Genomic DNA, 24,117 nt, shown 5'->3' with positions numbered 1-24,117 from the left:
CTCGAAGAAAGAAAGCGAATGGGGATCAGAGCAGCACCACGTCGTATTGTTCCTGGGAATACATGGTTTCAACCTGGAAACGGATCGTGCGGCCGATAAACCCCTCCAGCTCGGCAACGTTACCGGACTCTTCGTCCAGCAGGCGATCGACCACTTTCTGGTTGGCGAGGACTCTATAACCTTCAGCCTGATAAGCCCGTGCCTCCCGTAAGATTTCCCGGAAAATCTCGTAGCAAACCGTTTCGGGGGTCTTCAACTTACCGCGACCCTGGCAACTGCTGCACGGCTCGCACAGCACCTGCTCCAGGCTTTCGCGGGTGCGCTTGCGGGTCATCTGCACCAGGCCCAGCTCGGTTATACCGATGATGTTGGTCTTGGCGTGATCGCGCTCCAGTTGTTTTTCCAGGGTGCGCAGCACCTGACGCTGGTGATCTTCGTCTTCCATATCGATGAAGTCGATGATGATGATGCCGCCCAGGTTGCGCAGGCGCAGTTGGCGCGCAATCGCGGTGGCCGCTTCGAGGTTGGTCTTGAAGATTGTCTCTTCGAGGTTGCGATGACCAACGAAAGCGCCCGTGTTGACGTCGATGGTGGTCATGGCTTCCGCCGGGTCTACCACCAGATAGCCGCCGGACTTGAGCGGCACCTTGCGTTCCAGGGCTTTCTGGATTTCGTCTTCGACGCCATACAGGTCGAAGATCGGCCGCTCGCCGGGGTAGTGTTCCAGGCGGTCGGCAATTTCCGGCATCAACTCGGCCACAAATTGCGTGGTTCGCTGGAAGGTTTCCCGCGAGTCGATGCGGATTTTCTCAATCTTGGGGCTGACCAGATCGCGCAATGTGCGCAGGGCCAGGCCCAGGTCCTCATAGATGACACTTGGCGCGCCGATGGTCTTGATCTGCGCGCCGATCTGGTCCCACAGGCGCCGCAGGTAACGGATGTCCATCAGGATTTCATCAGCACCCGCGCCTTCAGCGGCAGTACGCAGGATGAAACCGCCGGCCTCCTTGATGCCTTCGGCGGCCACGCAGTCGCTGACCACCTTTTTCAGGCGTTCGCGCTCCGCTTCATCTTCGATTTTCAGGGAAATGCCGACGTGGGCGGTACGCGGCATATACACCAGGTAACGCGACGGAATCGACAACTGGGTGGTCAGGCGTGCGCCTTTGGAACCGATGGGGTCCTTGGTGACTTGCACCACCAGGCTCTGCCCTTCATGCACCAGGGCGCTGATGCTTTCTACCGTCGGCCCTTCACGCAGGGAAATTTCCGAAGCATGGATAAACGCAGCGCGGTCCAGGCCGATGTCGACGAATGCCGCCTGCATCCCCGGCAATACCCGCACGACTTTGCCTTTATAGATATTGCCCACGATCCCGCGCTTTTGGGTGCGCTCGACGTGCACTTCTTGCAGAACACCGTTCTCTACCACCGCCACGCGCGATTCCATCGGCGTGATATTGATCAGAATCTCTTCACTCATGGCTGGGTCTCGTTCAGGCGTTTTCACAATAGTGGCCGGTCGCTTAAGGCTGGGCGCTGGTGCAAGGCGTTTAGCGCACGGTAAGGTTTTGCCAACAGGGTATGCCGAATCGGGCAAGCAGTTGCGCGGTTTCGCACACCGGCAGCCCTACAACGGCGGAATAGCTGCCATTGAGACCGGCGACAAACACCGAGCCAAGCCCTTGAATAGCATAGCCGCCCGCCTTGTCCTGGGGTTCGCCGCTGTGCCAGTAGGTTGTTGCTTCTTCGACAGAAATCGCGCGAAAACGTACACGACTGCTTACACATTGGGTTTCACAGCGCTGGCCGTCGGTAAGGGCAATAGCGGTGAGCACTTCATGCTCACGTTCCGCCAAGGCCATCAACATCGCCAGGGCATCGGCCTGGTCAACCGGCTTGCCGAGGATCTGACCGTCCACGATCACTGCCGTGTCAGCGCCCAACACACAGGCGCCCGGCGAATGCTCAAGCGCAGAAAATCCCGCCGCCGCCTTGCCGCGCGCAAGACGCTCGACGTAGGCAACAGCCGATTCATTGGTAAGAGGAGTTTCATCGATAGCGGCGCTGACCACGGTGAAGGGCACACCGATCTGGGTCAGCAGTTCACGCCGTCTTGGGGAGCCCGAGGCCAGATAAAGCGAATTCATTGCAGTCTCTCCCTGTGGGGTTCGATAACCAGGCAGAGCCTCGCAATCCATTCAATTGATTTTATAGCGCCGACTCAACCCACGCAGACCGAAGCTGATCCAGGGCCACAAGAGCGCACTGACCAGGGCTGGCAATACCAGCGCCAGGGTTGGCTGACGGTTACCGGTCAAGGCGCTGAGCCACAGTTGCACCAACTGCGCCAGGCCGAAGATTACCAGGATCACCAGGCACTGCTGCCACATCGGGAACATGCGCAAACGCTGCTGCAACGACAGCACCAGGAAGGTGATCAGGGTCAGGATCAACGCGTTCTGGCCCAGCAAGGTGCCATACAGCACATCTTCCGCCAACCCCAGGAACATGGCCGTGACCATACCCACTTTATGCGGCAGGTTCAGCGACCAGAAGGCCAGCAGCAAGGCCAGCCAGAGCGGTCGCAGGATTTCCATGAATTGGGGCAGCGGGGAAACGCTGAGCAGCAGCCCGACAGCGAATGTCAGCCAGACGATCCAGCCATTGCTCGAATGAGTACCGGCCATTATTCCTCCCTCTGCCGCGTGGTGGCCGGGGCTGCGGCCGCAGGCCTCACAGCAGGCGTCGTGGTGGCGGGTGGTTTCGCCGCTGTCGGTTTCACCGGCGTTGCACTATGGGCCGCTGGTTTGGCCGGCGTGACCACCGGAGCAACTGCCGGAGCAACAGGAGTCGCTACTGCGGGCTTGGGTACGGTCGCAGGAATCACCGGCGCAGTGCCGTTCTTCTTGTCTTCCGCTTCCTGAGCCTGGGCGGCGTCGTTGGCACGCTCTTCCGGCGTGCGGTTGTCGCTGAACACCAGCAGTAGATAGCGGCTACGGTTCAGGGCGGCAGTGGGCACGGCGCGCACAATGGCGAAAGGCTGGCCGGAATCGTGGATCACTTCCTTGACCGTCGCCACCGGGTAACCCGCCGGGAACCGCTGGCCCAGGCCGGAGCTGACCAGCAGGTCACCTTCCTTGATGTCGGCCGTGTCGGCGACGTGACGCAATTCCAGGCGCTCAGGGTTGCCGGTGCCGCTGGCAATCGCTCGCAAGCCGTTACGGTTGACCTGCACCGGAATGCTGTGGGTCGTGTCCGTCAGCAGCAGCACCCGCGAGGTGTAGGGCATCAGCTCGACTACCTGCCCCATCAGGCCACGGGCATCCAGTACCGGCTGACCGAGGACCACACCGTCGCGCTCACCCTTGTTGATGATGATGCGGTGGGTAAAGGGATTCGGGTCCATGCCGATCAACTCGGCCACTTCGACCTTTTCGTTGACCAGTGCCGAAGAGTTGAGCAACTCGCGCAGCCGAACGTTCTGCTCGGTGAGGGCCGCGAGCTTTTGCATGCGCCCCTGCAACAGCAGGTTTTCGGTCTTGAGTTTTTCGTTTTCGGCGACGAGTTCGGTGCGGCTGCCGAATTGGCTGGCCACCCCCTGGTAGAGCCGTTGCGGCAGATCGGTGACCCAGTATGTCTGCATCAACACCAGCGACATCTGGCTACGCACCGGCTTGAGCAGTGAGAAGCGGGCATCGACCACCATCAACGCGACCGAAAGCACGACCAGCACCAGTAAGCGCACGCCCAATGAGGGGCCTTTGGCGAAAAGCGGTTTAATAAGCCGCTCCTCCCAGGCAAATGTTCTCTTTATTCATACGGCATCTAACCGGCCTGGATGCAGATTGAAGAAGATGAACGCCAACAGGCAGCACTGCAAAGTGCTGCCTGCGGGCGAAACATGGAGTAACCAACGATCTTATTCGCTGGAAAGCAGGTCCATGGTGTGTTTATCCATCATTTCCAGTGCACGACCACCGCCACGCGCAACGCAGGTCAGCGGGTCTTCGGCGACGATCACCGGCAGGCCAGTTTCCTGGGCCAGCAACTTGTCGAGGTCGCGCAGCAAGGCGCCACCACCGGTCAGTACCAGGCCACGCTCGGCGATATCGGAGGCCAGCTCCGGCGGCGATTGCTCCAGGGCGCTCTTCACAGCCTGAACGATGGTGGCCAGGGACTCTTGCAGAGCTTCCAGCACTTCGTTGGAGTTCAGGGTGAAGGCACGTGGAACGCCTTCGGCCAGGTTGCGACCGCGAACATCGACTTCGCGCACTTCGCCGCCTGGGTAAGCGGTACCGATTTCCTGCTTGATGCGTTCGGCGGTGGATTCGCCGATCAGGCTGCCGTAGTTACGACGCACATACGTGATGATCGCTTCGTCGAAGCGGTCGCCGCCCACGCGCACGGATTCTGCGTACACCACACCGTTCAGGGAAATCAGGGCGATCTCGGTAGTACCACCACCGATATCCACCACCATCGAACCGCGGGCTTCTTCAACCGGCAGGCCGGCACCGATCGCAGCAGCCATTGGCTCTTCGATCAGGAACACTTCACGGGCACCGGCACCAAGGGCCGATTCACGGATGGCACGACGCTCAACCTGGGTGGACTTGCATGGAACGCAGATCAGCACACGAGGGCTGGGCTGCAGGAAACTGTTTTCGTGAACTTTGTTGATGAAGTACTGCAGCATCTTCTCGCAGACACTGAAGTCGGCGATCACGCCGTCCTTCATCGGACGAATGGCGGCAATATTGCCTGGTGTACGGCCGAGCATGCGCTTGGCCTCGGTGCCGACGGCAACGACACTTTTCTGATTACCATGGGTCCGAATGGCCACAACCGATGGCTCATTCAGAACGATACCGCGCTCGCGCACGTAAATAAGGGTGTTGGCAGTGCCCAGGTCAATGGAAAGATCGCTGGAAAACATGCCACGCAGTTTCTTGAACATGGGGAAAGGACCCTAGGCAACGCGTGGGTAAAAAAGTGCGGCAAACTCTAACAACGACAGGGATTTTGGGCAAGGCGCCAATGTGCTAAATTGGCCGACTTTCTGTGCACCAACCCCCACAATCGCGGCCATATGACCGTAGAAATGCGGTAGTGTTCCGACAATCTAACACACGGACAGCCTCCGTTCTGTTTTCCACTGGAGATTCCCATGGCGCTTGAACGCTCCGACGTGGAAAAAATCGCGCATCTGGCCTCGCTTGGCCTCAATGACGCCGATCTTCCACAGACCACCGCAGCCCTGAACAGCATTCTCGGGCTGGTTGACCAAATGCAGGCCGTGAACACCGACGGCATCGAGCCCCTGGCTCACCCGCTGGAAGCCAGCCAGCGCCTGCGCGCAGACGTCGTGACCGAGCGCAATAATCGCGAGGCCTACCAGTCCATCGCACCAGCGGTCGAAAACGGCCTGTACCTGGTTCCGAAAGTCATCGACTAAAGGGAAAGAGCCTTTCATGCATCACATGACTCTGGCCGAGATCGCCCGCGGTCTCGCCGACAAAACGTTTTCCTCCGAAGAGCTGACCAAGACCCTGCTGGCGCGTATTACTGCGCTGGATCCCAAGGTCAACAGCTTCATCAGCCTCACCGAAGAACTGGCCCTGAGCCAGGCCAAGGCCGCCGACGTACGTCGCGCCAACGGTGAAAACGGCGCACTGCTGGGCGCTCCAATCGCCCACAAAGACCTGTTCTGCACCCAGGGCATACGCACCAGCTGCGGCTCGAAGATGCTCGACAACTTTAAAGCGCCCTACGACGCCACCGTGGTGTCCAAGCTGGCTGCCGCCGGGGCCGTGACCCTGGGCAAGACCAACATGGACGAATTCGCCATGGGTTCGGCCAACGAGTCGAGCTACTACGGCGCGGTAAAAAACCCGTGGAACCTGGAACACGTGCCAGGCGGTTCGTCCGGCGGTTCGGCTGCTGCCGTCGCCGCGCGCTTCCTGCCGGCCGCCACGGCCACCGACACCGGCGGCTCCATTCGCCAACCGGCTGCCTTCACCAACCTCACCGGGTTGAAGCCGACCTACGGTCGCGTTTCCCGCTGGGGCATGATCGCCTACGCATCCAGCCTCGATCAGGGCGGCCCGCTGGCCCGCACCGCTGAAGACTGCGCAATATTGTTACAAGGCATGGCTGGCTTTGATCCACAGGACTCAACCAGCATCGATGAGCCCCTGCCGGACTACAGCGCCAGCCTGAACACCTCGCTCAAAGGCCTGCGCATCGGCGTGCCGAAGGAATACTTCAGCGCCGGTCTCGACCCGCGCATCGCCGAATTGGTGCACAACAGCATCAAGACGCTGGAAGGCCTGGGCGCCGTGATCAAGGAAATCAGCCTGCCGAACAACCAGCACGCGATTCCTGCCTACTACGTGATCGCGCCGGCAGAAGCCTCCTCCAACCTGTCGCGTTTCGACGGCGTGCGTTTTGGCTACCGCTGCGAAAACCCGAAAGATCTCACCGACCTCTACAAACGCTCCCGTGGCGAAGGCTTCGGTGCCGAAGTACAACGCCGGATCATGGTCGGTGCCTACGCCTTGTCGGCGGGTTATTACGACGCGTACTACCTCAAGGCGCAAAAGATCCGTCGCCTGATCAAGAACGACTTCATGGCGGCCTTTGAAGAAGTCGACGTGATCCTCGGTCCAACCACGCCGAACCCGGCCTGGAAGATCGGCGCCAAGACCGGCGACCCGATTGCCGAGTACCTGGAAGACCTCTACACCATCACCGCCAACCTCGCGGGCTTGCCGGGCCTGTCCATGCCGGCCGGCTTCGTCGACGGCCTGCCGGTGGGCGTGCAATTGCTCGCACCGTATTTCCAGGAAGGCCGCCTGCTCAATGTGGCGCACCAGTACCAGTTGAACACCGACTGGCACACTCGCACCCCTACCGGCTTCTGAGGAGAACACTATGCAATGGGAAGTTGTGATCGGGCTGGAGATTCATACCCAGCTCGCCACCCAATCGAAGATTTTCTCCGGTAGCGCCACCACGTTCGGCTCCGAGCCCAACACCCAGGCCAGCCTGGTCGACCTGGGCATGCCCGGCGTTTTGCCGGTGCTGAACCAGGAAGCGGTGCGCATGGCGGTGATGTTCGGCCTGGCGATTGACGCCGAGATCGGTCAGCACAACGTGTTTGCGCGCAAGAACTACTTCTACCCGGACCTGCCCAAGGGCTACCAGATCAGCCAGATGGAATTGCCGATCGTCGGCAAGGGCTACCTGGACATCCCGCTGGAAGACGGCACCATCAAACGTGTCGGCGTCACCCGCGCCCACCTGGAAGAAGACGCCGGCAAAAGCCTGCATGAAGAGTTCAACGGTGCCACCGGCATCGACCTGAACCGCGCCGGCACGCCGCTGCTGGAGATCGTGTCCGAGCCGGACATGCGCAGTGCCAAGGAAGCCGTGGCCTACGTCAAGACCATCCACGCACTGGTGCGCTACCTGGGCATCTGCGACGGCAACATGGCCGAAGGCTCGCTGCGTTGCGACTGCAACGTGTCGGTGCGGCCAAAAGGCCAGGCCGAGTACGGTACCCGCTGCGAGATCAAGAACGTCAACTCGTTCCGTTTCATCGAGAAGGCGATCAACACCGAAGTGCGTCGCCAGATCGAACTGATCGAAGACGGCGGCAAGGTGATCCAGCAGACCCGCCTCTACGACCCGAACAAAGACGAAACCCGCGCCATGCGCAGCAAGGAGGAAGCCAACGACTACCGTTACTTCCCCGATCCGGACCTGTTGCCGGTGGTCATCGAGGACTCGTTCCTGGATGACATCCGCGCCACCCTGCCGGAATTGCCGCCGCAAAAACGCGAGCGCTTCCAAGAGCAGTTCGGCCTGTCGGTCTACGACGCCAGCGTATTGGCGTCCAGCCGCGAGCAAGCCGACTACTTCGAAAAAGTCGTGAGCATTGCCGGCGACGCCAAGCTGGCGGCCAACTGGGTCATGGTTGAACTGGGCAGCCTGCTGAACAAGCAGGGCCTGGAAATCGACGAAGCCCCAGTGACCGCCGAACAGCTGGGCGGCATGCTGCTGCGCATCAAGGACAACACCATCTCCGGCAAGATTGCGAAGACTGTGTTTGAAGCGATGGCCGCGGGCGAAGGCAATGCTGACGAGATCATCGAGAAACGCGGTCTCAAGCAGGTCACCGACAGCGGCGCCATCTCGGCGGTACTGGATGAGATGCTGGCGGCCAACGCCGAGCAGGTCGAACAATACCGCGCGGCAGACGAAGCCAAGCGCGGCAAAATGTTCGGCTTCTTTGTCGGACAAGCCATGAAAGCCTCTAAAGGCAAGGCCAACCCCCAACAGGTGAACGAACTGCTGAAAAGCAAGCTCGAAGGCTGACAGCGGTGAAGGGGCCAAGCCAGATTTCATGCTCGGCTCGGACCTCCTGTGGGAGGGGGCAAGCCCCCTCCCACATTTGATAATGGGGATACCTTGAATGACCCGTTTACTTGGCCTTTTAGCCCTGTTCTCCCTGTTGACCGGCTGCGCCAGCGGCCTCATCAATCCCAACGGCTACGACGAAACCGGCACCGCTTCCTATTACGGCGCCCGGCACCATGGCAAGAAAACCGCCAGCGGTGAACCTTTCAACCAGAACGCCCTGACCGCCGCCCACCGGCAACTGCCGTTCGGCACCCGAGTCAAGGTCACCAATCTCGACAACGACAACTCCGTCGTGGTCCGCATCAATGATCGCGGCCCGCATACCCGTGGGCGCCTGATCGATCTTTCCCGCGAAGCCGCCGAGCAACTCGGCATGCTGCGCAGCGGTACTGCGCGGGTTCGCGTGCAGGCCATGAGCAACTAACCAGGAGGGCTCTGACCATTTTTGGATTATCCACCCTGTCGCCCTGGAGCCTGCTCGAACTGGTCAGCGGCCTTGTGCTGCTGATCGTCGGCGCCGAAATTTTGGTGCGCGCGGCGGTGCGCCTCGCGGCCAGTCTCAAGGTACGGCCATTGATCATCGGCCTGACCATCGTGGCATTCGGCAGCAGCGCGCCGCAGATGACCGTCAGCCTGCAGGCGACCCTGGCCGGCAATACCGATATAGCCGTGGGCAGCGTGATCGGCAGCAGCATCTTCAACATCCTGGTGACCCTCGGCCTGTCCGCGTTGATTATTCCCCTGCGGGTCTCGCGCCAGTTGGTGCGCCTGGATATCCCGGTGATGATCCTCGCCGGCCTGTTGGTGTTTACCCTGGCGGCCAATGAAGAACTGACGCCGGTCGATGGCCTGCTACTGCTGATTGCACTGATCGCCTATCTTGGCGTGCTGCACTACCAGACGCGTCATTCGCGCCGCCCGCGCACGCTGGACACGGTGGCCCGAGCGCCCTGGCTGAGCAGCGTATTGCTGATGCTCGGCGGCTTTCTGATCCTGGTGCTGGCCGGCCACCTGTTGCTCGGCGCGGCGGTGGACGTGGCCAGCGACCTGGGCCTGTCGGAACGCATCATTGGCCTGACGCTGATCGGCGTCGGCACCTCGCTGCCGTGCCTGGCCACTTCGCTGATTGCCGCCCTGCGCGGCGAGCGGGAAATTGCCGTGGGCAACGTGATCGGCAGCAACCTGTTCAACCTGCTGGGCGTGCTGGGGCTGACGGCACTGCTGGCGCCATCGCCGCTGTCGGTGTCGCCCAACGCCCTGGATTTCGACCTGCCGGTGATGCTCGGCGTGGTGGCGCTGTGCCTGCCGGTGTTCTATACCGGTTACCGCGTGACCCGCGCCGAAGGCCTGGTGTTACTGGGGTTGTACCTGGCGTATGGGCTGCATGTGATGGCGTTCACCACCGGCATGCCCCTGGCCACCAAACTCGAAAAATTGATGCTGCATTACATGCTGCCAGCGCTGGTGGTGTTCCTGGTGCTCACCTCGCTGCGCGCCTGGCGCCGCCAACACAAGAGGGAATCGCAATGACCGATCAGAAAAAACCCGGGGTTGAGATGCGTCGCCAGGTCATGGGCGATGTATTCGTCGACCGCGCATTGGGCAATGCCACCGAGTTCAGCCAGCCGCTGCAGGATTTCGTCAATGAACATGCCTGGGGCAGTGTGTGGAACCGCGAAGGGTTGCCGCTGAAGACGCGCAGCCTGATCACCCTGGCGGCGCTGACTGCGCTCAAGTGCCCACAAGAGCTGAAGGGGCACGTACGCGGCGCACTGAACAATGGCTGCACCGTGGAAGAGATTCGCGAAGCATTGCTGCACTGTGCGGTGTACGCAGGGGTGCCGGCGGCGATCGATGCGTTTCGTGCTGCCCAGGAAGTGATCGATACCTACCAGAAAGAAGCTTAGATCCAGCCACCCGCCTGCAACACAAAAATACCGATATTCGTGGTCACCGCCGCCATCAAGGTGGTGATCACAATAATCGCCGCCGCCAGCTCGTGATTACCTTCGGCCGCCCTCGCCATCACGAAACTGGCGGCGGCCGTCGGCGCGCCGAAGTACAGGAACAGAATCCCCAATTCCGGCCCGCGAAAGCCCAGCAGCCAGGCGCCCAGCGTGGCGACCACCGGCAACCAGACCATCTTCATCAGGCTCGCGCTCAGCGCCATATTGCCGCTTTTGCGCAACGCTGCCAGGGACAAGGTGCCGCCAATGCAGATCAAGGCCAGCGGCAAGGTGGTGTCCGCCAGGTATTGCATGGATTTTTCCAGCCAGCCAGGCAGGCCAATCTGAAAATACGCAAACGGCGCCGCCACGATCACGCTGATGATCAGCGGGTTGGCCACCACACTCTTGAAGATGCTCCAGGGGTCGGACTTGATCACCGGGCTGTACACCGCCAGCACAATGGTCGATAGGGTGTTGTAGAACAGGATCACCAGCGCCGCGAGGATTGCACCGAGAGAGATGCCGTAGTCGCCGTACATGCTGGCGGCCAAGGCCAGGCCGATCACCCCGTTATTGCCGCGAAACGCGCCTTGGGTATAGATGCCCCGGTCTTCGCGCTTGCAGCGAAAAATCGCCCAGCCCCAGGCCAACACAAAGCTCACCAGCGTGGCGACGGCGAAATAGATCAGCAGACCCGGCTTGAGCGCCGAGTGCAGGTCGGCATGCAGGATGCCCAGAAACAGCAGCGCCGGCATGGTGACGTTGAACACCAGGGACGAAGCCGTGTGGATAAAGTTGTCGTTGATCCAATTGATGCGCTTGAGCAGCACACCCAGAAACAGCATGGCGAATACCGGCGCGGTGATGGTGAGGGTGGTGAGGAAGATAGCCAGCATGCCGGGGAGAACCTTGGTGAGCGTCGTTAGGTGGCTAATGATAAGCCATACAAACGCGCAGTGCCCGATAGACCACTATCGGGGGCAAGCCCCCTCCCACATTCGACCACATTTCAAAGTTAGAACTCGGTCAAGGTGGGAGGGGGCTTGCCCCCGATGCAGGCGACTCGGTCTCAGGTAATCGGCGCCGGGTTGAACAACGTGATGTCATTGTGCAGCTTGTGATGCTCAGCCCAGGTCTGCTTCTTGCCGCTGGCCACGTCCAGGTAGAAGTGGAACAACTCCCAGCCCAACTCCTCGATGCTCGCGCGCCCGGTGGCAATGCGCCCAGCGTCGATATCGATGAGGTCCGGCCAACGCTGCGCCAATTCCGTACGGGTCGACACTTTCACCACTGGCGCCATCGCCAGCCCATAAGGCGTGCCACGGCCGGTGGTAAACACGTGCAGGTTCATCCCCGCCGCCAATTGCAGCGTACCGCAGACAAAATCACTGGCCGGCGTCGCGCAGAAGATCAGGCCCTTGCTCTTGAAGCGCTCGCCAGGGCCCAGCACGCCGTTGATCGCGCTGCTGCCGGACTTGACGATCGAGCCCAAGGACTTCTCGACAATGTTCGACAACCCGCCCTTCTTGTTGCCCGGCGTGGTATTGGCGCTGCGATCTGCTTCGCCCTTGGCCAGGTAACGGTCGTACCAGTCCATTTCCCTGACCAGTTCCTCGGCCACTTCCTTCGTCTGCGCCCGAGATGTCAGCAAGTAGATGGCATCGCGTACTTCAGTGACTTCGGAAAACATCACCGTCGCCCCGGCTCGCAGCAACAAGTCCGAGGCGTAACCCAGCGCGGGGTTGGCGGTGATGCCGGAAAACGCATCACTGCCGCCGCACTGCATGCCCAGGATCAGTTCGGACGCCGGCACGGTTTCGCGGCGGCGCTGGTCGAGTTTCTTCAGGCGGATTTCGGCCAGTTCCATGATCTGCTCGATCATCTCGGTAAAGCCGTGGCTGGAATCCTGCAGCTTGTACAACCACGGCTCGCTCAGGTCGACCGAGCTGTCGTTGTCGTGCATCACCTGCCCGGCCTGCAATTTCTCGCAGCCCAGGCCGATCACCAAGGCTTCGCCCCCCAGGTTTGGGTTGCGCGCCAGGTTGCGCACGGTTCGGATCGGGATGTAGGCATCCGTCGCGGTAATTGCCACGCCACAGCCGTAGCTGTGGGTCAGCGCCACCACGTCATCGACATTCGGGTACTTGGGCAGCAATTCGTCCTTGATGCGCTTGACCGCATGGTCCAGCACCCCGGTCACGCACTGCACCGTGGTGGTGATGCCAAGGATATTGCGCGTGCCCACGGTCCCGTCGGCGTTGCGATAACCCTCGAACGTAAACCCTTCCAGCGGCGCCTGGGTTTGCGGCACATCAGTGGACAACGGCAAGCTGTCCAGCGGCGGCGCGGTAGGCATGCGCAGTTGATCTTCCTGGACCCAACTGCCGCGTGGAATCGGCGCCAAGGCATAACCGATGGTCTGGCCGTAGCGAATAATCTGACCGCCTTCGGGGATATCTTCCAGGTTCACTTTATGGCTCTGGGGGATGAACTCCACGGTCACCAGGCCGTCCGGGAACTCGGTCCCGGCCGGTACGCCCTGGTCATTGACCACGATCACTACGTTGTCACGCTCGTGCAAACGAATCGAGCGCGGCGAGTCGGCATGTTCAATCAACTGCATCACGGTGCCTCTCAGGAATGCGCTTCGGTTAGGTTGGTCAACTCTGGCCCCTTGCTTGGCGGCTCTTTGAGTACTACACGCTTGATCGGGCCGACGATAACCAGGTAGCTGAACACCGCCACCAGCGCGTTGGCGCCGACGAACACCAGGGCCCATTTGAAGGAACCGGTGGTGCTGATGATGTAGCCGATCACGATGGGCGTGGTGATCGAAGCCAGGTTACCAAAGGTGTTGAACAAGCCGCCGCTGAGGCCGGCGATCTGTTTCGGCGAAGTGTCGGACACCACCGCCCAACCCAGTGCGCCAACGCCTTTGCCGAAGAAAGCCAGGGCCATAAAGCCCACCACCATCCATTCAACGTCGACGTAATTACACGCGATGATACTGCTGGAGACCAGCAGGCCAGCGATGATCGGCGCCTTGCGGGCGAAGGTCAGGGAGTGGCCCTTGCGCAACAGGTAGTCGGAAATCACACCGCCGAGCACACCGCCGATAAACCCGCAGATCGCCGGTAACGAGGCAATGAAACCGGCCTTGAGGATGGTCATGCCACGGTCCTGTACCAGGTACACCGGGAACCAGGTCAGGAAGAAGTAAGTGATGCCGTTGATGCAGTACTGGCCCAGGTACACGCCGAGCATCATGCGATTGGTCAGCAACTGCCGGATGTAATCCCACTTCGGCCCGTCAGTTTTCTTACCTTTGCCTTTGTCCTGGTCCATATCGACCATCGCACCATTGGCGGCGATGTGATTGAACTCGGCTTCGTTGATCATCGGATGCTGGCGCGGGCTGTGGATAACTTTCAGCCAGATCAGCGAGAACACGATGCCGATCACGCCCATCACGATAAACACGTGCTGCCAGCCGAAGCGGTAGACGATCCAGCCCATCAATGGCGCGAACAACACCGTGGCGAAGTACTGCGCCGAGTTGAAGATCGCCGACGCCGTGCCGCGTTCAGCGGTCGGGAACCAAGCCGCGACAATACGCGCGTTACCGGGGAAGGACGGCGCTTCGGCCAGGCCCACCATGAAGCGCAGCATGAACAGCGCAACAACCGCAGTGGAGACGCCAAACTCACCGACGTAGCCTTGCAGCACAGTGAACAGCGACCAGGTGAAGATGCTCAGGGCATAGACTTTTTTCGAGCCGAAACGGTCCAGCAGCCAGCCGCCGGGGATTTGCCCGGCCACGTAGGCCCAACCGAATGCAGAGAAGATATAACCGAGGGTGACCGCGTCGATGCCGAGGTCTTTTTGCAGGCTGGAGCCCGCGATGGCGATGGTGGCCCGGTCGGCGTAGTTGATCGTGGTCACCAGGAACAGCATGAGCAGGATCAAATAGCGGACGTGGGTCGGCTTGGTCGCTTGCATGTAGAAGTACTCCCACTAATTATTTTTTTTGCGGGTAATAGTTATGTGTGTTCAGTGTGGGAGCCGGCAGGCGTCCGGCTCCCACGGGTAGTGCGTGTTACGAGCCGATGTAGCTGGTTTTCACCACGGTGTAGAACTCTTGTGCATAGCGACCTTGCTCCCGCGAGCCATAGGATGAGCCTTTACGTCCACCGAATGGAACGTGGTAATCCACGCCTGCCGTCGGCAGGTTGACCATCACCATCCCCGCCTGGGAGTGGCGTTTGAAGTGGTTGGCGTATTTCAACGACGTGGTGGCAATGCCCGCCGACAGACCGAACTCGGTGTCGTTGGCCATGGCCAGCGCCGCCTCGTAGTCCGCTACGCGCACCACGTTGGCCACCGGGCCGAAGATCTCTTCACGGCTGATGCGCATGGCGGCTTCGCTGTCGGCAAACAGTGTCGGCGCCAGGTAGTAGCCTTCAGTGTCGCAGGTCACCAGGCCGCCACCGCTGACCAGCCGCGCGCCTTCGCTTTGGCCGATGTCGATGTATTTCAGGTCCTGGTCCAACTGAGCCTGGGAAACCACTGGGCCGATGTCGGTACCGCTTTTCAGCGCGTGGCCGACCTTGATCGACTTCATGCGCTCGGCCATGGCCGCGACGAACTGGTCGTGAATCCCGGCAGTCACGATCAAACGGCTGGACGCGGTGCAACGCTGGCCAGTGGAGTAGAACGCGCTCTGCACCGACAGCTCGACGGCCTGCTTGAGGTCGGCGTCGTCGAGGATGATCTGCGGGTTCTTGCCGCCCATTTCCAACTGCACTTTGGCCTGGCGCGACACGCAGCTGACAGCGATCTGACGGCCCACACCCACGGAACCGGTGAAGCTGATGCCGTCGACTTTCGGGCTGTTGACCAGCACGTCGCCAACCACACGACCACTGCCCATCACCAGGTTAAACACGCCGGCCGGGAAACCGGCGCGGGAGATGATTTCGGCCAGCGCCCAGGCGCAGCCCGGAACCAGTTCCGCCGGTTTGATCACTACGCAGTTGCCGTAGGCCAGGGCCGGGGCGATCTTCCACGCAGGGATGGCGATCGGGAAGTTCCATGGGGTGATCAGGCCGACCACGCCGAGGGCTTCGCGGGTGACTTCAACATTGACGCCCGGACGCACCGACGGCACGTAGTCGCCGGACAAACGCAGGCATTCACCGGCGAAGAACTTGAAGATGTTACCGGCGCGGGTCACTTCACCGATGGCTTCCGGCAGGGTCTTGCCCTCTTCACGGGCCAGCAGGGTGCCGAGCTCTTCGCGGCGGGCGAGGATTTCGCTGCCGACTTTATCCAGCGCGTCGTGACGCGCCTGGATGCCGGACGTGGACCAGGCCGGGAATGCAGCACGGGCGGCGTCGATGGCGGCGTTGACTTGGGCGACGTCTGCCTTGGCATATTCACCAATGACGTCAGACAACTCCGAAGGATTGAGGTTGGTGCAGTAGTCGGCGCCGGTTACCCACTCGCCATTGATGTAGTTTTCAAAACGCTTTGCTTGGGACACGAATCTTCTCCTGACGCAAAAGGCCGCTGATTACTCAGCGGCCTTGTTAATGGGTTATTGCGGACCTTGCTTGTCGATCAGCGCGGCCAGGGCTTCGTATTCTTCCGGCAGCAGGTCGGTCAGCGGCGTACGCACCGGACCTGCGTCATAGCCGGCGATTTTTGCACCGGCCTTGACGATGCTCACGGCATAACCGGATTTGCGGTTACGGATGTCCAGGTAAGGCAGGAAGAAGTCGTCGATGATCTTGGCGACGGTGGCGTGATCATCCTTGGCAATGGCGTGGTAGAAGTCCATCGCGGTTTTCGGAATGAAGTTGAACACCGCCGAGGAGTACACCGGCACGCCCAGGGCCTTGTAGGCAGCGGCGTAAACCTCTGCAGTCGGCAGGCCGCCGAGGTAACTGAAACGGTCGCCCAGACGACGGCGGATCGACACCATCAACTCGATGTCACCCAGGCCATCCTTGTACCCGATCAGGTTCGGGCAGCGCTCGGCCAGGCGTTCCAGCAGCGGAGCGGTCAGGCGGCACACGTTACGGTTGTAGACCACCACGCCGATTTTTACCGATTTGCACACGGCTTCAACGTGGGCGGCAACGCCGTCCTGGCTGGCTTCGGTGAGGTAGTGCGGCAGCAGCAGCAGGCCTTTGGCGCCCAGGCGTTCGGCCTCTTGGGCGTATTCGATGGCCTGGCGCGTGGAACCGCCTACGCCGGCGAGGATCGGCACGCTGGTGGCGCAGGTATCAACAGCGGTCTTTACCACTTGGGAATATTCGCTGGCCGCCAGGGAGAAAAACTCACCCGTGCCACCTGCGGCGAACAACGCGGTGGCGCCATAAGGGGCCAGCCATTCAAGGCGCTTGATGTAGCCCGCTTGGTGGAAGTCACCCTGGGCGTTGAAATCGGTCACCGGGAAAGACAGCAGACCGTGGGAGAGGATGGACTTCAGCTCTTGTGGATTCATTATTCGAACACCCTGGGTAAAGACTTTCTGTCGAAAGATTGTTGTTGGTTTTGGTGATGTCGTACGTCATCGTACAACTATAAAAAGATTCGTCAACTGCAATTCATCGGCCTTCACCTGAAACCGTGTTGAGACAGCAGTTCTTGACGTAGGAAATTTATCCTCTATGCTCGCAATATCTGTATATACATACAGTTATTAAGGAAGATTCCTACGACATAGCAAGGAGCTAACATGTCAGGTCTTGATCTCGCAGTACCCGAAAGAACCCAACCGGCCCTGCGTTTCGAAGGCGGCGAACACACCGCCATCGGCGACGACACGCTGTTGCGCTTTACCACCGACGCCCCACCCATTCCCGCCCGGCAAGTCGAACTGCACCTGCCCAACGGGCTGGCACTGAGCTACGGCCAAGTCATTGCCCTGGGCGGTGACTTCTATGGCATTCCCGGCAAGCCGATCAGTGATGGCGCCTCCCCTGCCGAGCGCGTGCAACGCTTTACCGCCGCCTTTAACTCGCTGGCGGTGCTGCCTGCCTCGCGGCAAGAAGCCGGCAAGATCCTCGCGGTGATGCAAAAGGAAATCAGCGCGGTCAACCAAGCCATCAAAGATGGCAAACAACCCCATGAAGCCTACGACGCGTTGGGTGACACGTTGTCCGAAGAATGGAACCGCATCACCGGGGGCGGGAGTGCGGTCTCGGCACTGGTACCGCTGGGGCGTTACCTGAAACTGGCGGCGGACAACGCCGACCACTTCGGCGAATGGGCACTTTCGGCCTACCTGGCAGGGCACACGGCAGCGTTGCAACAGGCGGTGGTCGCTCATCAAACCGGTACCGATCAGGCACTGGAACTGGCCTACGCAATGAACAGTTTTGCTGATCACTTCTTGACCGATCTGTTTTCCGCCGGTCATCTGCGGGTGCCGCGCAAGCAACTGGCAGCGGTGGTCACGCCGGGCGAGCTGGGTTCATTGATCAGTCGCTTCATGCACGATGAAGACAGCAAATTCGGACTCAAGGTGCGCAATGCCATGGGTGACGAGTGGCATGCCTATGGCGATAAACGCTACTTCGACGCCATCGATGCGGCCAATCGCGTACAGGTCAAACGCGCCGTCCAGGCATCCGCCGATGAGATCTTCGAGACCTTCATCAGCGGTGTGGCGCCCTCCCCGGCCAACTTCAAGGCACCGTTGTATGTGCCGGACCTGAATGCAGCACAGAACCCGGCGAATAACTTCTCGCCGCTGTTCAAGCTGGAGGGAGACAAAGTACTGCGTCGCAAGGACGTGAATGACCTGAACGACAAGCACTGGACGGATGATTGGTGGGGGTGGAGTACGTATTTGTTGCTGAAGGATTACAAGCCGAATACGCCCCTGCCTTGACCGCCGCCCGTCGCGACTGTGATTTCTGACAGTTACGCTAAATCTCAATAAAGAGGATAACGCCGCGTAGGAGCCAGGCTCTCTGGCTTCTATGCAGAGGAGTAAACAACTATGTCTTATGAAGCCCCCAGCATGGCTGGCTCCACCTCTTCAAACAATGCCGAAGTGAGGCTGGCGAGCAACCAACTACTCGAATTTTCCATTCCTGAACCCAATGACATTCCGGCCAGCGCAAGCGTATGCCTCATTGTCAGACAGGATCCTGAATTACCGGACTTCAAAAGCGATTTTCAGCCCGCAGGAACGTTCGACGACGACCAGGAAGACTTCGTGAAAACCAGCAACCTCAAGTTTTCCCTGTCGTCCAACGACCTGAAGGGCTATTCCAACAAGACGGTAGAGATTCGCTACCTCATACGCAGCGAGTCGGGGGATTGGGACTCGGAGCCACTCACGGTAAAAATCTTGTCGTGACACCACCTATCCGCGCTGCGCCTCCGCCTCTTCATGGGCATGGCGCAGCCGCTCGCGGCTGTTGGTCAGGTGCAAACGCATGGCCGCCCGGGCCGCATCCGAATCCTGACGGGCGATCGCCTCGTAGATCTCTTCGTGCTCGCGGCTCAGGCGCCCCATGTAATGTTGCTGGTCATCATGGGCCAGGCGCGCTGAATTCAAGCGGGTACGCGGAATGATGCTGGTGCCCAGGTGGGTCATGATGTCGGTGAAGTAGCGGTTACCGGTGGACAGCGCGATTTCCAGGTGGAACGCGAAGTCGGATGCGACCGCATCGCCGGCGTGCGCCGCACTTTCATTCAGGGCATCCAGCGCCGCGCGCATGGCGGCCAGTTGCTCATCGCTGCGGCGCAGGGCGGCCAGGCCAGCGGACTCGACTTCCAGACTGATGCGCAACTCCAGGATCGCCAGTACATCGCGCAATGTCACCACTGTCGCCGGGTCAATGCGGAAACCGCTTGGGCTTGGCGTGTCCAGCACAAACGTGCCGATGCCATGGCGGGTTTCCACTTGCCCTGCGGCCTGCAAACGGGAGATGGCTTCACGCACTACCGTGCGACTGACGCCATGGGCTTCCATGATCGCGGACTCGGTGGGCAGCTTGTCGCCCCGTTTGAGTTCGCCGTCACGGATCTGCTCGGACAGCACCGTGACCAATTCCTGGGCAAGGCTGCGGCGCTTGCGGGGAAGACGAGGGGCGGTGCTGGCGTTTTCCATGTGGGGTCATCTATCTCGGTTGAGTAAAGAGGCATCATAGCCCATGGTGGTTGTACGATCACTGTTCAGTCGCGACTTTCACTTATATCCTGCGCGCAAAAAAATGCCTCGATACAGATCGAGGCATTTTTCCAGCACCCCCGAAGGCGAATGCCGCTTACTTCACCACTTTCAGGCTAGGCCGGCCGCTTGGACGCGGTGGCTCGGCATCCGGTGGTGGCAAATCATCACCGTCTTCGTTTTCGATCGATTCGTCGTCCTCGAAAGGCGACTCCAGATCAAACACCATGCCTTGGCCATTCTCACGGGCGTAGATCCCGAGAATGGCGCCAATTGGCACGTAGAGCGTATGCGGCACACCGCCAAAACGCCCTTCGAAGCTGACCGCTTCATTGTCCATGTGCAGGTGGCGCACGGCACTCGGCGATACGTTCAGCACAATCTGTCCGTCACTGGCAAAACCCTGCGGTACCTGAACCGCAGCAAATTCGGAATTGACCAGCATGTGCGGGGTGCAATCGTTATCCACAATCCACTCGTAGAGCGCGCGGACCAGGTAAGGTCGACTGGAGTTCATCAACGGCTCCTTAAGCCTTAGCGCATATCGCGTTCGACACCAGACAGACTCGCCTGGAAAGCCTCACGCGCAAACTGGCGCTCCATGTAATCAAGCAGCGGCTTGGCGGGCCGCGGCAGTTCAATACCGAGAATCGGCAAACGCCAGAGTATCGGTAATAGGCAGCAATCCACCAAACTTTGTTCCTCACTCAGGAAAAAAGGTTTGTCGGCGAACAGCGGCGAAACACCGGTCAGGCTCTCGCGCAATTCCTTGCGCGCCACGACACGGGCCGCCTCTTTACTGCGCGAATCCAGAATCACATCCACCAGCCCACACCAGTCGCGCTGGATCCGATGGATCAGCAGGCGGCTGTTGGCACGCGCCACCGGATACACCGGCAGCAAAGGCGGATGAGGGTAACGCTCATCCAGGTATTCCATCACCACGGTCGACTCCCACAACGCCAGGTCACGATCGACCAGGGTGGGCAAGCTGCCGTAAGGGTTCACTTCGATCAGCTTTGGCGGATGACGGCCCGCCTCCACAGTGATGATCTCGGCGCTGACACCCTTCTCTGCGAGCACGATACGTACTCGGTGGGAATAGTGGTCGGCGGGGTCGGAGTAACAGGCCAACCGATTGGTCACGCCCATGGCGGTCCTCCTCGCTTGTTGAAATTATCGAAAGCTCAAAAACGAGCGCGCCCAGAAAGCATCTCTGTAACGGCGGTTCAACCCGTCGCTACGTGTTCAGAGATGCCGCTGGGCGCGCAAGATTAACAGCAATTGCTTACGGTTGGATCAATGCACATCCTTCCAATATTCGCGTTTGAGCAGATAGGCGAATACAAAGAAGAAAGCCAGGTAGAGCAAGACGTAAGTACCGATACGCTGGTGCTGCAGTTTGACCGGGTTGGCCGAGTAAGCCAGGAAGGTCACGAGGTTCTTGACCTTCTCGTCGAACTGTTCGTCAGTCAGCGAACCGGGGGTTTCGATCTTCAGTTGATCGCATGCTTCATGAGTCAGAGGCGTGCCAGTCAGCGGATCGTATTGCTTCTTGCCGTCTTCAACGACCTGGATCTGCTTGCATCCTACCACTTGCTTGCCTTGAAGGCCGACCAGAACGTTAGGCATGCCGACGTTCGGGAATACGCGGTTGTTCACGCGGTAAGGGCGCGTCGGATCCTCGTAGAACGACTTGAGGTAGCCATATAGCCAATCGGTGCCGCGCACACGGGCCACCAGGGTCAGGTCAGGCGGTGCCGCACCGAACCAGGCCTTGGCATCCGCCGGTTGCATGCCGATGTTCATGTGGTCGCCAATCTTGGCACCGGTGAACACCAACTTATCCAGCATCAGTTCGTGGGGAATGCCCAAATCATCGGCAACCCGCTCGTAACGCTGGAACTTGGCGCTGTGGCAGCCCATGCAGTAGTTGGCGAAGGTGCGCGCACCGTCCTGCATGGCGGCCTTGTCCGACACGTCGATATCGACTTTTTCCAGCTCCGCGCCGTGCTCGGCAGCGAAAGACAGTAGCGGCAGCGCCGCAAGCATCAATGCAACAAATAATTTTTTCATCAGCCAGTCACCCTTTCCGGAACCGGTTTGGTCTTCTCAAGCCGGGTGTAGAACGGCATCAGAATGAAGTAGGCGAAGTACAGGAAGGTGCAGACCTGCGACAGCAACGTACGCTCGGGAGTCGGTGCCAATACGCCCAACACACCCAGGATCACGAACGAAATACAGAACACCCACAGCCAGATCTTGCTCAGCCAGCCTTTGTAGCGCATGGATTTGACCGGGCTGCGGTCGAGCCAAGGCAACACAAACAGCACGGCGATGGCCGCGCCCATGGCGATTACGCCCATCAGCTTGTCGGGGATTGCCCGCAAGATTGCGTAGAACGGCGTGAAGTACCAGACCGGGGCAATGTGCTCGGGGGTCTTGAAGGCGTTGGCCTGTTCGAAGTTAGGCTTCTCCAGGAAATAACCGCCCATCTCCGGGAAAAAGAACACGATCGAGCAGAACACGAACAAGAACACGACTACGCCGACGATGTCTTTTACGGTGTAGTACGGGTGGAATGGAATGCCGTCCAGCGGGATGCCGTTCTCGTCCTTGTGCTTCTTGATGTCCACGCCGTCCGGGTTGTTGGAACCCACTTCGTGCAGCGCCAGGATGTGCAGCACCACCAGGCCCAGGATCACAATCGGCAGGGCCACCACGTGCAAGGCGAAGAAGCGGTTCAGGGTGATGCCAGAGATCAGGTAGTCACCGCGAATCCACTGGGTCAGGTCGTTGCCGATGACAGGGATGGCGCCGAACAGCGAGATGATCACCTGGGCGCCCCAGTACGACATCTGGCCCCATGGCAGCAGGTAGCCCATGAAGGCTTCAGCCATCAGCGCCAGGTAGATCAACATGCCGAACACCCACACCAACTCGCGGGGCTTCTGGTATGAGCCGTAGAGCAGGCCGCGGAACATGTGCAGGTAGACGACGATAAAGAACGCCGACGCACCGGTGGAGTGCAACAGGCGCAGGATGGAACCGTATTCGACGTCACGCATGATGTATTCGACGGAGGCGAACGCCTCTTCCGCCGAAGGCGTGTAGCTCATCGTCAGCCAGACGCCGGTGACAATCTGGTTGACCAGCACCAACAGCGCCAGGGAGCCAAAGAAGTAGAAGAAATTGAAGTTTTTTGGCGCGTAATATTTGCTGAGATGGTCTTCCCACATTTTAGTGGCGGGGAAGCGCGCATCCACCCAATCCATGAACTTGCTCATCACGCGTTCTCCTTATCGAGGCCAATGACTATGAGGTCGTCAGTTTCGTAGGTATGCGGCGGCACGGGCAGGTTCAGTGGCGCAGGCTGGGACTTGTAGACGCGGCCGGCAAGGTCGTAATGGGAGCCGTGGCACGGGCAGAAATAACCGCCGACCCAGTCCTTGCCCAAGTCGACAGGCGCTACTTCCGGGCGGAAGGTGGGTGAGCAACCCAGGTGGGTACACAGACCAACCAGCAGCAGGATCTCTGGCTTGATCGAACGCGCTTCGTTCTTGGCGTAGGCGGGTTGGTCGGATTTCTCGGATTGGGGGTCAGACAACTGGCCTTCAATCTTCTTGAGATTCCCCAGGATTTCCTCAGTACGGCGAACAATGAAAACCGGCTGGCCGCGCCACTCAGCAATCATCTGCTGGCCTGGCTCGATCTTGCTGACATTCACCTTCACCGGTGCACCTGCGGCTTTCGCCTTGGCACTGGGAAACCATGACCCCACGAACGGGACCGCAGCCCCCACCGCTCCTGCAGCACCCACCACGGATGTGGCTGCTACCAAGAAGCGACGCCGGCCTGCATTCACGCCGTCATTGCTCATTCAGTCCTCTCCCATCAGCTTTTTGGCCTGTTAAATCAGGCGTCTACTAAGTGTTGAATCTTTACTTATAAAAATTTTGTCGGATGGTAATGAAAAGCCCCACGTATGACAAGGGAATTGCCCAGGACTCAGCCTCCAGGCCTTGTAGTATAGGGGGTCTACGGATGTGGCAAGTTGTCACGGCAAAAAATGTGGATAAATCGCAGGCAATAAAAAACGCCCAGCTCCGTGAGGAGGCTGGGCGTTTTTGTGGAACGTAAAGCGAATTAACGCTTCGAGTACTGCGGACGCTTACGCGCTTTACGCAGACCGACTTTCTTACGTTCAACTTCACGGGCATCGCGAGTAACGAAGCCAGCTTTGCGCAGAGCGCCACGCAGGGTTTCGTCGTACTGCATCAGAGCGCGAGTGATACCGTGGCGGATTGCGCCAGCTTGACCACTTACACCGCCACCGATAACGGTGACGTAGATGTCGAACTTCTCAACAGTCTCGGTCAGTTCCAGCGGCTGACGAACTACCATGCGGGCAGTTTCGCGACCGAAGAAATTTTCCAGAGTGCGGTTGTTGATCGAGATGTTGCCAGTGCCCGGACGCAGGAAAACGCGTGCGGTTGCGGTTTTGCGACGGCCAGTGCCGTAATTTTGAGTCGCCGACATAATGAACTATTC

The 24,117-nt window shown here is 59.8% G+C and carries 25 protein-coding genes; 8 read left to right on the top strand and 17 right to left on the bottom strand.

The window, feature by feature from the left end:
• Positions 1-25: 25 nt before the first annotated feature.
• The 5 genes from rng to mreB form a co-directional block, all read right to left on the bottom strand.
• Positions 26-1,483, bottom strand: coding sequence for a ribonuclease G (gene rng, locus DNK50_RS07995; protein WP_099587109.1), 1,458 nt, complete (start codon positions 1,481-1,483; stop codon positions 26-28).
• Between the two features lie 70 nt (positions 1,484-1,553).
• Positions 1,554-2,150 carry a nucleoside triphosphate pyrophosphatase gene (locus tag DNK50_RS07990; protein ID WP_099587108.1) on the bottom strand — a complete coding sequence of 199 codons (597 nt, stop codon included), beginning with the start codon at positions 2,148-2,150 and terminating at the stop codon, positions 1,554-1,556.
• Between the two features lie 51 nt (positions 2,151-2,201).
• Positions 2,202-2,690, bottom strand: coding sequence for a rod shape-determining protein MreD (mreD, locus tag DNK50_RS07985; protein WP_099587107.1), 489 nt, complete (start codon positions 2,688-2,690; stop codon positions 2,202-2,204).
• Positions 2,690-3,754 carry a rod shape-determining protein MreC gene (gene mreC / locus DNK50_RS07980; protein ID WP_194733751.1) on the bottom strand — a complete coding sequence of 355 codons (1,065 nt, stop codon included), beginning with the start codon at positions 3,752-3,754 and terminating at the stop codon, positions 2,690-2,692. Before mreC ends, mreD begins: the two co-directional genes overlap by 1 nt.
• A gap of 168 nt (positions 3,755-3,922) precedes the next feature.
• The gene (gene mreB, locus DNK50_RS07975; protein WP_002555108.1) at positions 3,923-4,960 is read right to left on the bottom strand and encodes a rod shape-determining protein MreB; all 1,038 of its coding nucleotides are present in this window, start codon (positions 4,958-4,960) and stop codon (positions 3,923-3,925) included.
• A 210-nt stretch (positions 4,961-5,170) separates the two neighbouring features.
• Between mreB and gatC the strand changes: the two genes are divergently transcribed.
• The 6 genes from gatC to DNK50_RS07945 all read left to right on the top strand — a co-directional run bounded on the left by gatC (position 5,171) and on the right by DNK50_RS07945 (position 10,334).
• Entirely contained in the window at positions 5,171-5,458 is a 288-nt protein-coding gene (gene gatC / locus DNK50_RS07970; RefSeq protein ID WP_003188556.1) for an Asp-tRNA(Asn)/Glu-tRNA(Gln) amidotransferase subunit GatC, read from the top strand.
• Positions 5,459-5,474: 16 nt separating this feature from the next.
• Positions 5,475-6,926, top strand: coding sequence for an Asp-tRNA(Asn)/Glu-tRNA(Gln) amidotransferase subunit GatA (gene gatA / locus DNK50_RS07965; RefSeq protein ID WP_112193473.1), 1,452 nt, complete (start codon positions 5,475-5,477; stop codon positions 6,924-6,926).
• Between the two features lie 10 nt (positions 6,927-6,936).
• A complete protein-coding gene (gene gatB, locus DNK50_RS07960; RefSeq protein WP_099587104.1) occupies positions 6,937-8,382 on the top strand; it encodes an Asp-tRNA(Asn)/Glu-tRNA(Gln) amidotransferase subunit GatB in 1,446 nt (481 codons plus the stop codon).
• A gap of 97 nt (positions 8,383-8,479) precedes the next feature.
• Positions 8,480-8,851, top strand: coding sequence for a septal ring lytic transglycosylase RlpA family protein (locus DNK50_RS07955; protein ID WP_099587103.1), 372 nt, complete (start codon positions 8,480-8,482; stop codon positions 8,849-8,851).
• 59 nt (positions 8,852-8,910) lie between these two features.
• Positions 8,911-9,957 carry a calcium/sodium antiporter gene (locus tag DNK50_RS07950; RefSeq protein ID WP_112193471.1) on the top strand — a complete coding sequence of 349 codons (1,047 nt, stop codon included), beginning with the start codon at positions 8,911-8,913 and terminating at the stop codon, positions 9,955-9,957.
• On the top strand, positions 9,954-10,334 hold the full coding sequence (locus DNK50_RS07945; RefSeq protein WP_099587101.1) for a carboxymuconolactone decarboxylase family protein: 381 nt from the start codon (positions 9,954-9,956) through the stop codon (positions 10,332-10,334). Before DNK50_RS07950 ends, DNK50_RS07945 begins: the two co-directional genes overlap by 4 nt.
• Here the strand turns inward: DNK50_RS07945 and DNK50_RS07940 are convergent.
• The 5 genes from DNK50_RS07940 to kdgD all read right to left on the bottom strand — a co-directional run bounded on the left by DNK50_RS07940 (position 10,331) and on the right by kdgD (position 16,884).
• Complete coding sequence (locus tag DNK50_RS07940) at positions 10,331-11,272, bottom strand: AEC family transporter (protein WP_112193469.1); 942 nt, start codon at positions 11,270-11,272, stop codon at positions 10,331-10,333. The two genes, DNK50_RS07945 and DNK50_RS07940, sit on opposite strands and share 4 nt — an antisense overlap.
• 173 nt (positions 11,273-11,445) lie before the next feature.
• Complete coding sequence (gene garD / locus DNK50_RS07935; RefSeq protein ID WP_112193467.1) at positions 11,446-12,999, bottom strand: galactarate dehydratase; 1,554 nt, start codon at positions 12,997-12,999, stop codon at positions 11,446-11,448.
• Between the two features lie 11 nt (positions 13,000-13,010).
• Entirely contained in the window at positions 13,011-14,375 is a 1,365-nt protein-coding gene (locus DNK50_RS07930; RefSeq protein ID WP_099587098.1) for an MFS transporter, read from the bottom strand.
• 97 nt (positions 14,376-14,472) lie between these two features.
• Positions 14,473-15,918 carry an aldehyde dehydrogenase family protein gene (locus DNK50_RS07925; RefSeq protein WP_112193465.1) on the bottom strand — a complete coding sequence of 482 codons (1,446 nt, stop codon included), beginning with the start codon at positions 15,916-15,918 and terminating at the stop codon, positions 14,473-14,475.
• Between the two features lie 54 nt (positions 15,919-15,972).
• Positions 15,973-16,884, bottom strand: coding sequence for a 5-dehydro-4-deoxyglucarate dehydratase (gene kdgD, locus DNK50_RS07920; RefSeq protein WP_032886251.1), 912 nt, complete (start codon positions 16,882-16,884; stop codon positions 15,973-15,975).
• A gap of 234 nt (positions 16,885-17,118) precedes the next feature.
• On the opposite strand from kdgD, the gene DNK50_RS07915 reads away from it, so the two are divergent.
• Both DNK50_RS07915 and DNK50_RS07910 read left to right on the top strand, forming a co-directional pair.
• Positions 17,119-18,276 (top strand): phospholipase, encoded by a 1,158-nt coding sequence (locus DNK50_RS07915; RefSeq protein WP_112193463.1) that lies wholly within the window; start codon positions 17,119-17,121, stop codon positions 18,274-18,276.
• A 111-nt stretch (positions 18,277-18,387) separates the two neighbouring features.
• Positions 18,388-18,750, top strand: a complete 363-nt coding sequence (locus DNK50_RS07910; protein WP_112193461.1) for a hypothetical protein — start codon at positions 18,388-18,390, stop codon at positions 18,748-18,750.
• A 6-nt stretch (positions 18,751-18,756) separates the two neighbouring features.
• Here the strand turns inward: DNK50_RS07910 and DNK50_RS07905 are convergent, their stop codons facing one another.
• The 7 genes from DNK50_RS07905 to rpsI form a co-directional block, all read right to left on the bottom strand.
• Positions 18,757-19,506, bottom strand: coding sequence for a FadR/GntR family transcriptional regulator (locus DNK50_RS07905; RefSeq protein WP_099587094.1), 750 nt, complete (start codon positions 19,504-19,506; stop codon positions 18,757-18,759).
• 157 nt (positions 19,507-19,663) lie between these two features.
• Complete coding sequence (locus DNK50_RS07900) at positions 19,664-20,083, bottom strand: ClpXP protease specificity-enhancing factor (protein WP_099587093.1); 420 nt, start codon at positions 20,081-20,083, stop codon at positions 19,664-19,666.
• 17 nt (positions 20,084-20,100) lie between these two features.
• Positions 20,101-20,718 carry a glutathione S-transferase N-terminal domain-containing protein gene (locus DNK50_RS07895; RefSeq protein WP_099587092.1) on the bottom strand — a complete coding sequence of 206 codons (618 nt, stop codon included), beginning with the start codon at positions 20,716-20,718 and terminating at the stop codon, positions 20,101-20,103.
• Between the two features lie 147 nt (positions 20,719-20,865).
• Positions 20,866-21,642, bottom strand: a complete 777-nt coding sequence (locus DNK50_RS07890; protein WP_112193459.1) for a cytochrome c1 — start codon at positions 21,640-21,642, stop codon at positions 20,866-20,868.
• Positions 21,642-22,853 carry a cytochrome bc complex cytochrome b subunit gene (locus DNK50_RS07885; protein ID WP_003188526.1) on the bottom strand — a complete coding sequence of 404 codons (1,212 nt, stop codon included), beginning with the start codon at positions 22,851-22,853 and terminating at the stop codon, positions 21,642-21,644. The genes DNK50_RS07890 and DNK50_RS07885 overlap by 1 nt, the downstream gene beginning before the upstream one ends.
• Positions 22,853-23,446 carry a ubiquinol-cytochrome c reductase iron-sulfur subunit gene (petA, locus tag DNK50_RS07880; RefSeq protein ID WP_099587089.1) on the bottom strand — a complete coding sequence of 198 codons (594 nt, stop codon included), beginning with the start codon at positions 23,444-23,446 and terminating at the stop codon, positions 22,853-22,855. The genes DNK50_RS07885 and petA overlap by 1 nt, the downstream gene beginning before the upstream one ends.
• 266 nt (positions 23,447-23,712) lie before the next feature.
• Positions 23,713-24,105, bottom strand: a complete 393-nt coding sequence (rpsI, locus tag DNK50_RS07875) for a 30S ribosomal protein S9 (RefSeq protein ID WP_003216038.1) — start codon at positions 24,103-24,105, stop codon at positions 23,713-23,715.
• Positions 24,106-24,117 lie beyond the last annotated feature (12 nt).

It is taken from the genome of Pseudomonas sp. LG1E9 (assembly GCF_003290225.1).
Taxonomy (GTDB): Bacteria; Pseudomonadota; Gammaproteobacteria; order Pseudomonadales; family Pseudomonadaceae; genus Aquipseudomonas; species Aquipseudomonas cyclaminis.
The sequence above is the reverse complement of the archived record's forward strand: the minus strand, read 5'-3'. Positions and strand labels throughout refer to the sequence as shown.

Excerpts from the sequence above, each read along its gene's own strand:
- DNK50_RS07895 (WP_099587092.1), bottom strand. The coding sequence starts at position 20,718 with ATGGGCGTGACCAATCGGTTGGCCTGTTACTCCGACCCCGCCGACCAC.
- DNK50_RS07905 (WP_099587094.1), bottom strand. The coding sequence starts at position 19,506 with ATGGAAAACGCCAGCACCGCCCCTCGTCTTCCCCGCAAGCGCCGCAGC.
- DNK50_RS07990 (WP_099587108.1), bottom strand. The coding sequence starts at position 2,150 with ATGAATTCGCTTTATCTGGCCTCGGGCTCCCCAAGACGGCGTGAACTG.
- DNK50_RS07890 (WP_112193459.1), bottom strand. The coding sequence starts at position 21,642 with ATGAAAAAATTATTTGTTGCATTGATGCTTGCGGCGCTGCCGCTACTG.
- mreD (WP_099587107.1), bottom strand. The coding sequence starts at position 2,690 with ATGGCCGGTACTCATTCGAGCAATGGCTGGATCGTCTGGCTGACATTC.
- gatC (WP_003188556.1), top strand. The coding sequence starts at position 5,171 with ATGGCGCTTGAACGCTCCGACGTGGAAAAAATCGCGCATCTGGCCTCG.
- DNK50_RS07955 (WP_099587103.1), top strand. The coding sequence starts at position 8,480 with ATGACCCGTTTACTTGGCCTTTTAGCCCTGTTCTCCCTGTTGACCGGC.
- garD (WP_112193467.1), bottom strand. The coding sequence starts at position 12,999 with ATGCAGTTGATTGAACATGCCGACTCGCCGCGCTCGATTCGTTTGCAC.
- rpsI (WP_003216038.1), bottom strand. The coding sequence starts at position 24,105 with ATGTCGGCGACTCAAAATTACGGCACTGGCCGTCGCAAAACCGCAACC.
- kdgD (WP_032886251.1), bottom strand. The coding sequence starts at position 16,884 with ATGAATCCACAAGAGCTGAAGTCCATCCTCTCCCACGGTCTGCTGTCT.
- DNK50_RS07910 (WP_112193461.1), top strand. The coding sequence starts at position 18,388 with ATGTCTTATGAAGCCCCCAGCATGGCTGGCTCCACCTCTTCAAACAAT.
- petA (WP_099587089.1), bottom strand. The coding sequence starts at position 23,446 with ATGAGCAATGACGGCGTGAATGCAGGCCGGCGTCGCTTCTTGGTAGCA.
- gatB (WP_099587104.1), top strand. The coding sequence starts at position 6,937 with ATGCAATGGGAAGTTGTGATCGGGCTGGAGATTCATACCCAGCTCGCC.
- DNK50_RS07915 (WP_112193463.1), top strand. The coding sequence starts at position 17,119 with ATGTCAGGTCTTGATCTCGCAGTACCCGAAAGAACCCAACCGGCCCTG.
- DNK50_RS07940 (WP_112193469.1), bottom strand. The coding sequence starts at position 11,272 with ATGCTGGCTATCTTCCTCACCACCCTCACCATCACCGCGCCGGTATTC.
- DNK50_RS07900 (WP_099587093.1), bottom strand. The coding sequence starts at position 20,083 with ATGAACTCCAGTCGACCTTACCTGGTCCGCGCGCTCTACGAGTGGATT.
- gatA (WP_112193473.1), top strand. The coding sequence starts at position 5,475 with ATGCATCACATGACTCTGGCCGAGATCGCCCGCGGTCTCGCCGACAAA.
- DNK50_RS07945 (WP_099587101.1), top strand. The coding sequence starts at position 9,954 with ATGACCGATCAGAAAAAACCCGGGGTTGAGATGCGTCGCCAGGTCATG.
- mreB (WP_002555108.1), bottom strand. The coding sequence starts at position 4,960 with ATGTTCAAGAAACTGCGTGGCATGTTTTCCAGCGATCTTTCCATTGAC.
- rng (WP_099587109.1), bottom strand. The coding sequence starts at position 1,483 with ATGAGTGAAGAGATTCTGATCAATATCACGCCGATGGAATCGCGCGTG.
- DNK50_RS07930 (WP_099587098.1), bottom strand. The coding sequence starts at position 14,375 with ATGCAAGCGACCAAGCCGACCCACGTCCGCTATTTGATCCTGCTCATG.
- DNK50_RS07885 (WP_003188526.1), bottom strand. The coding sequence starts at position 22,853 with ATGAGCAAGTTCATGGATTGGGTGGATGCGCGCTTCCCCGCCACTAAA.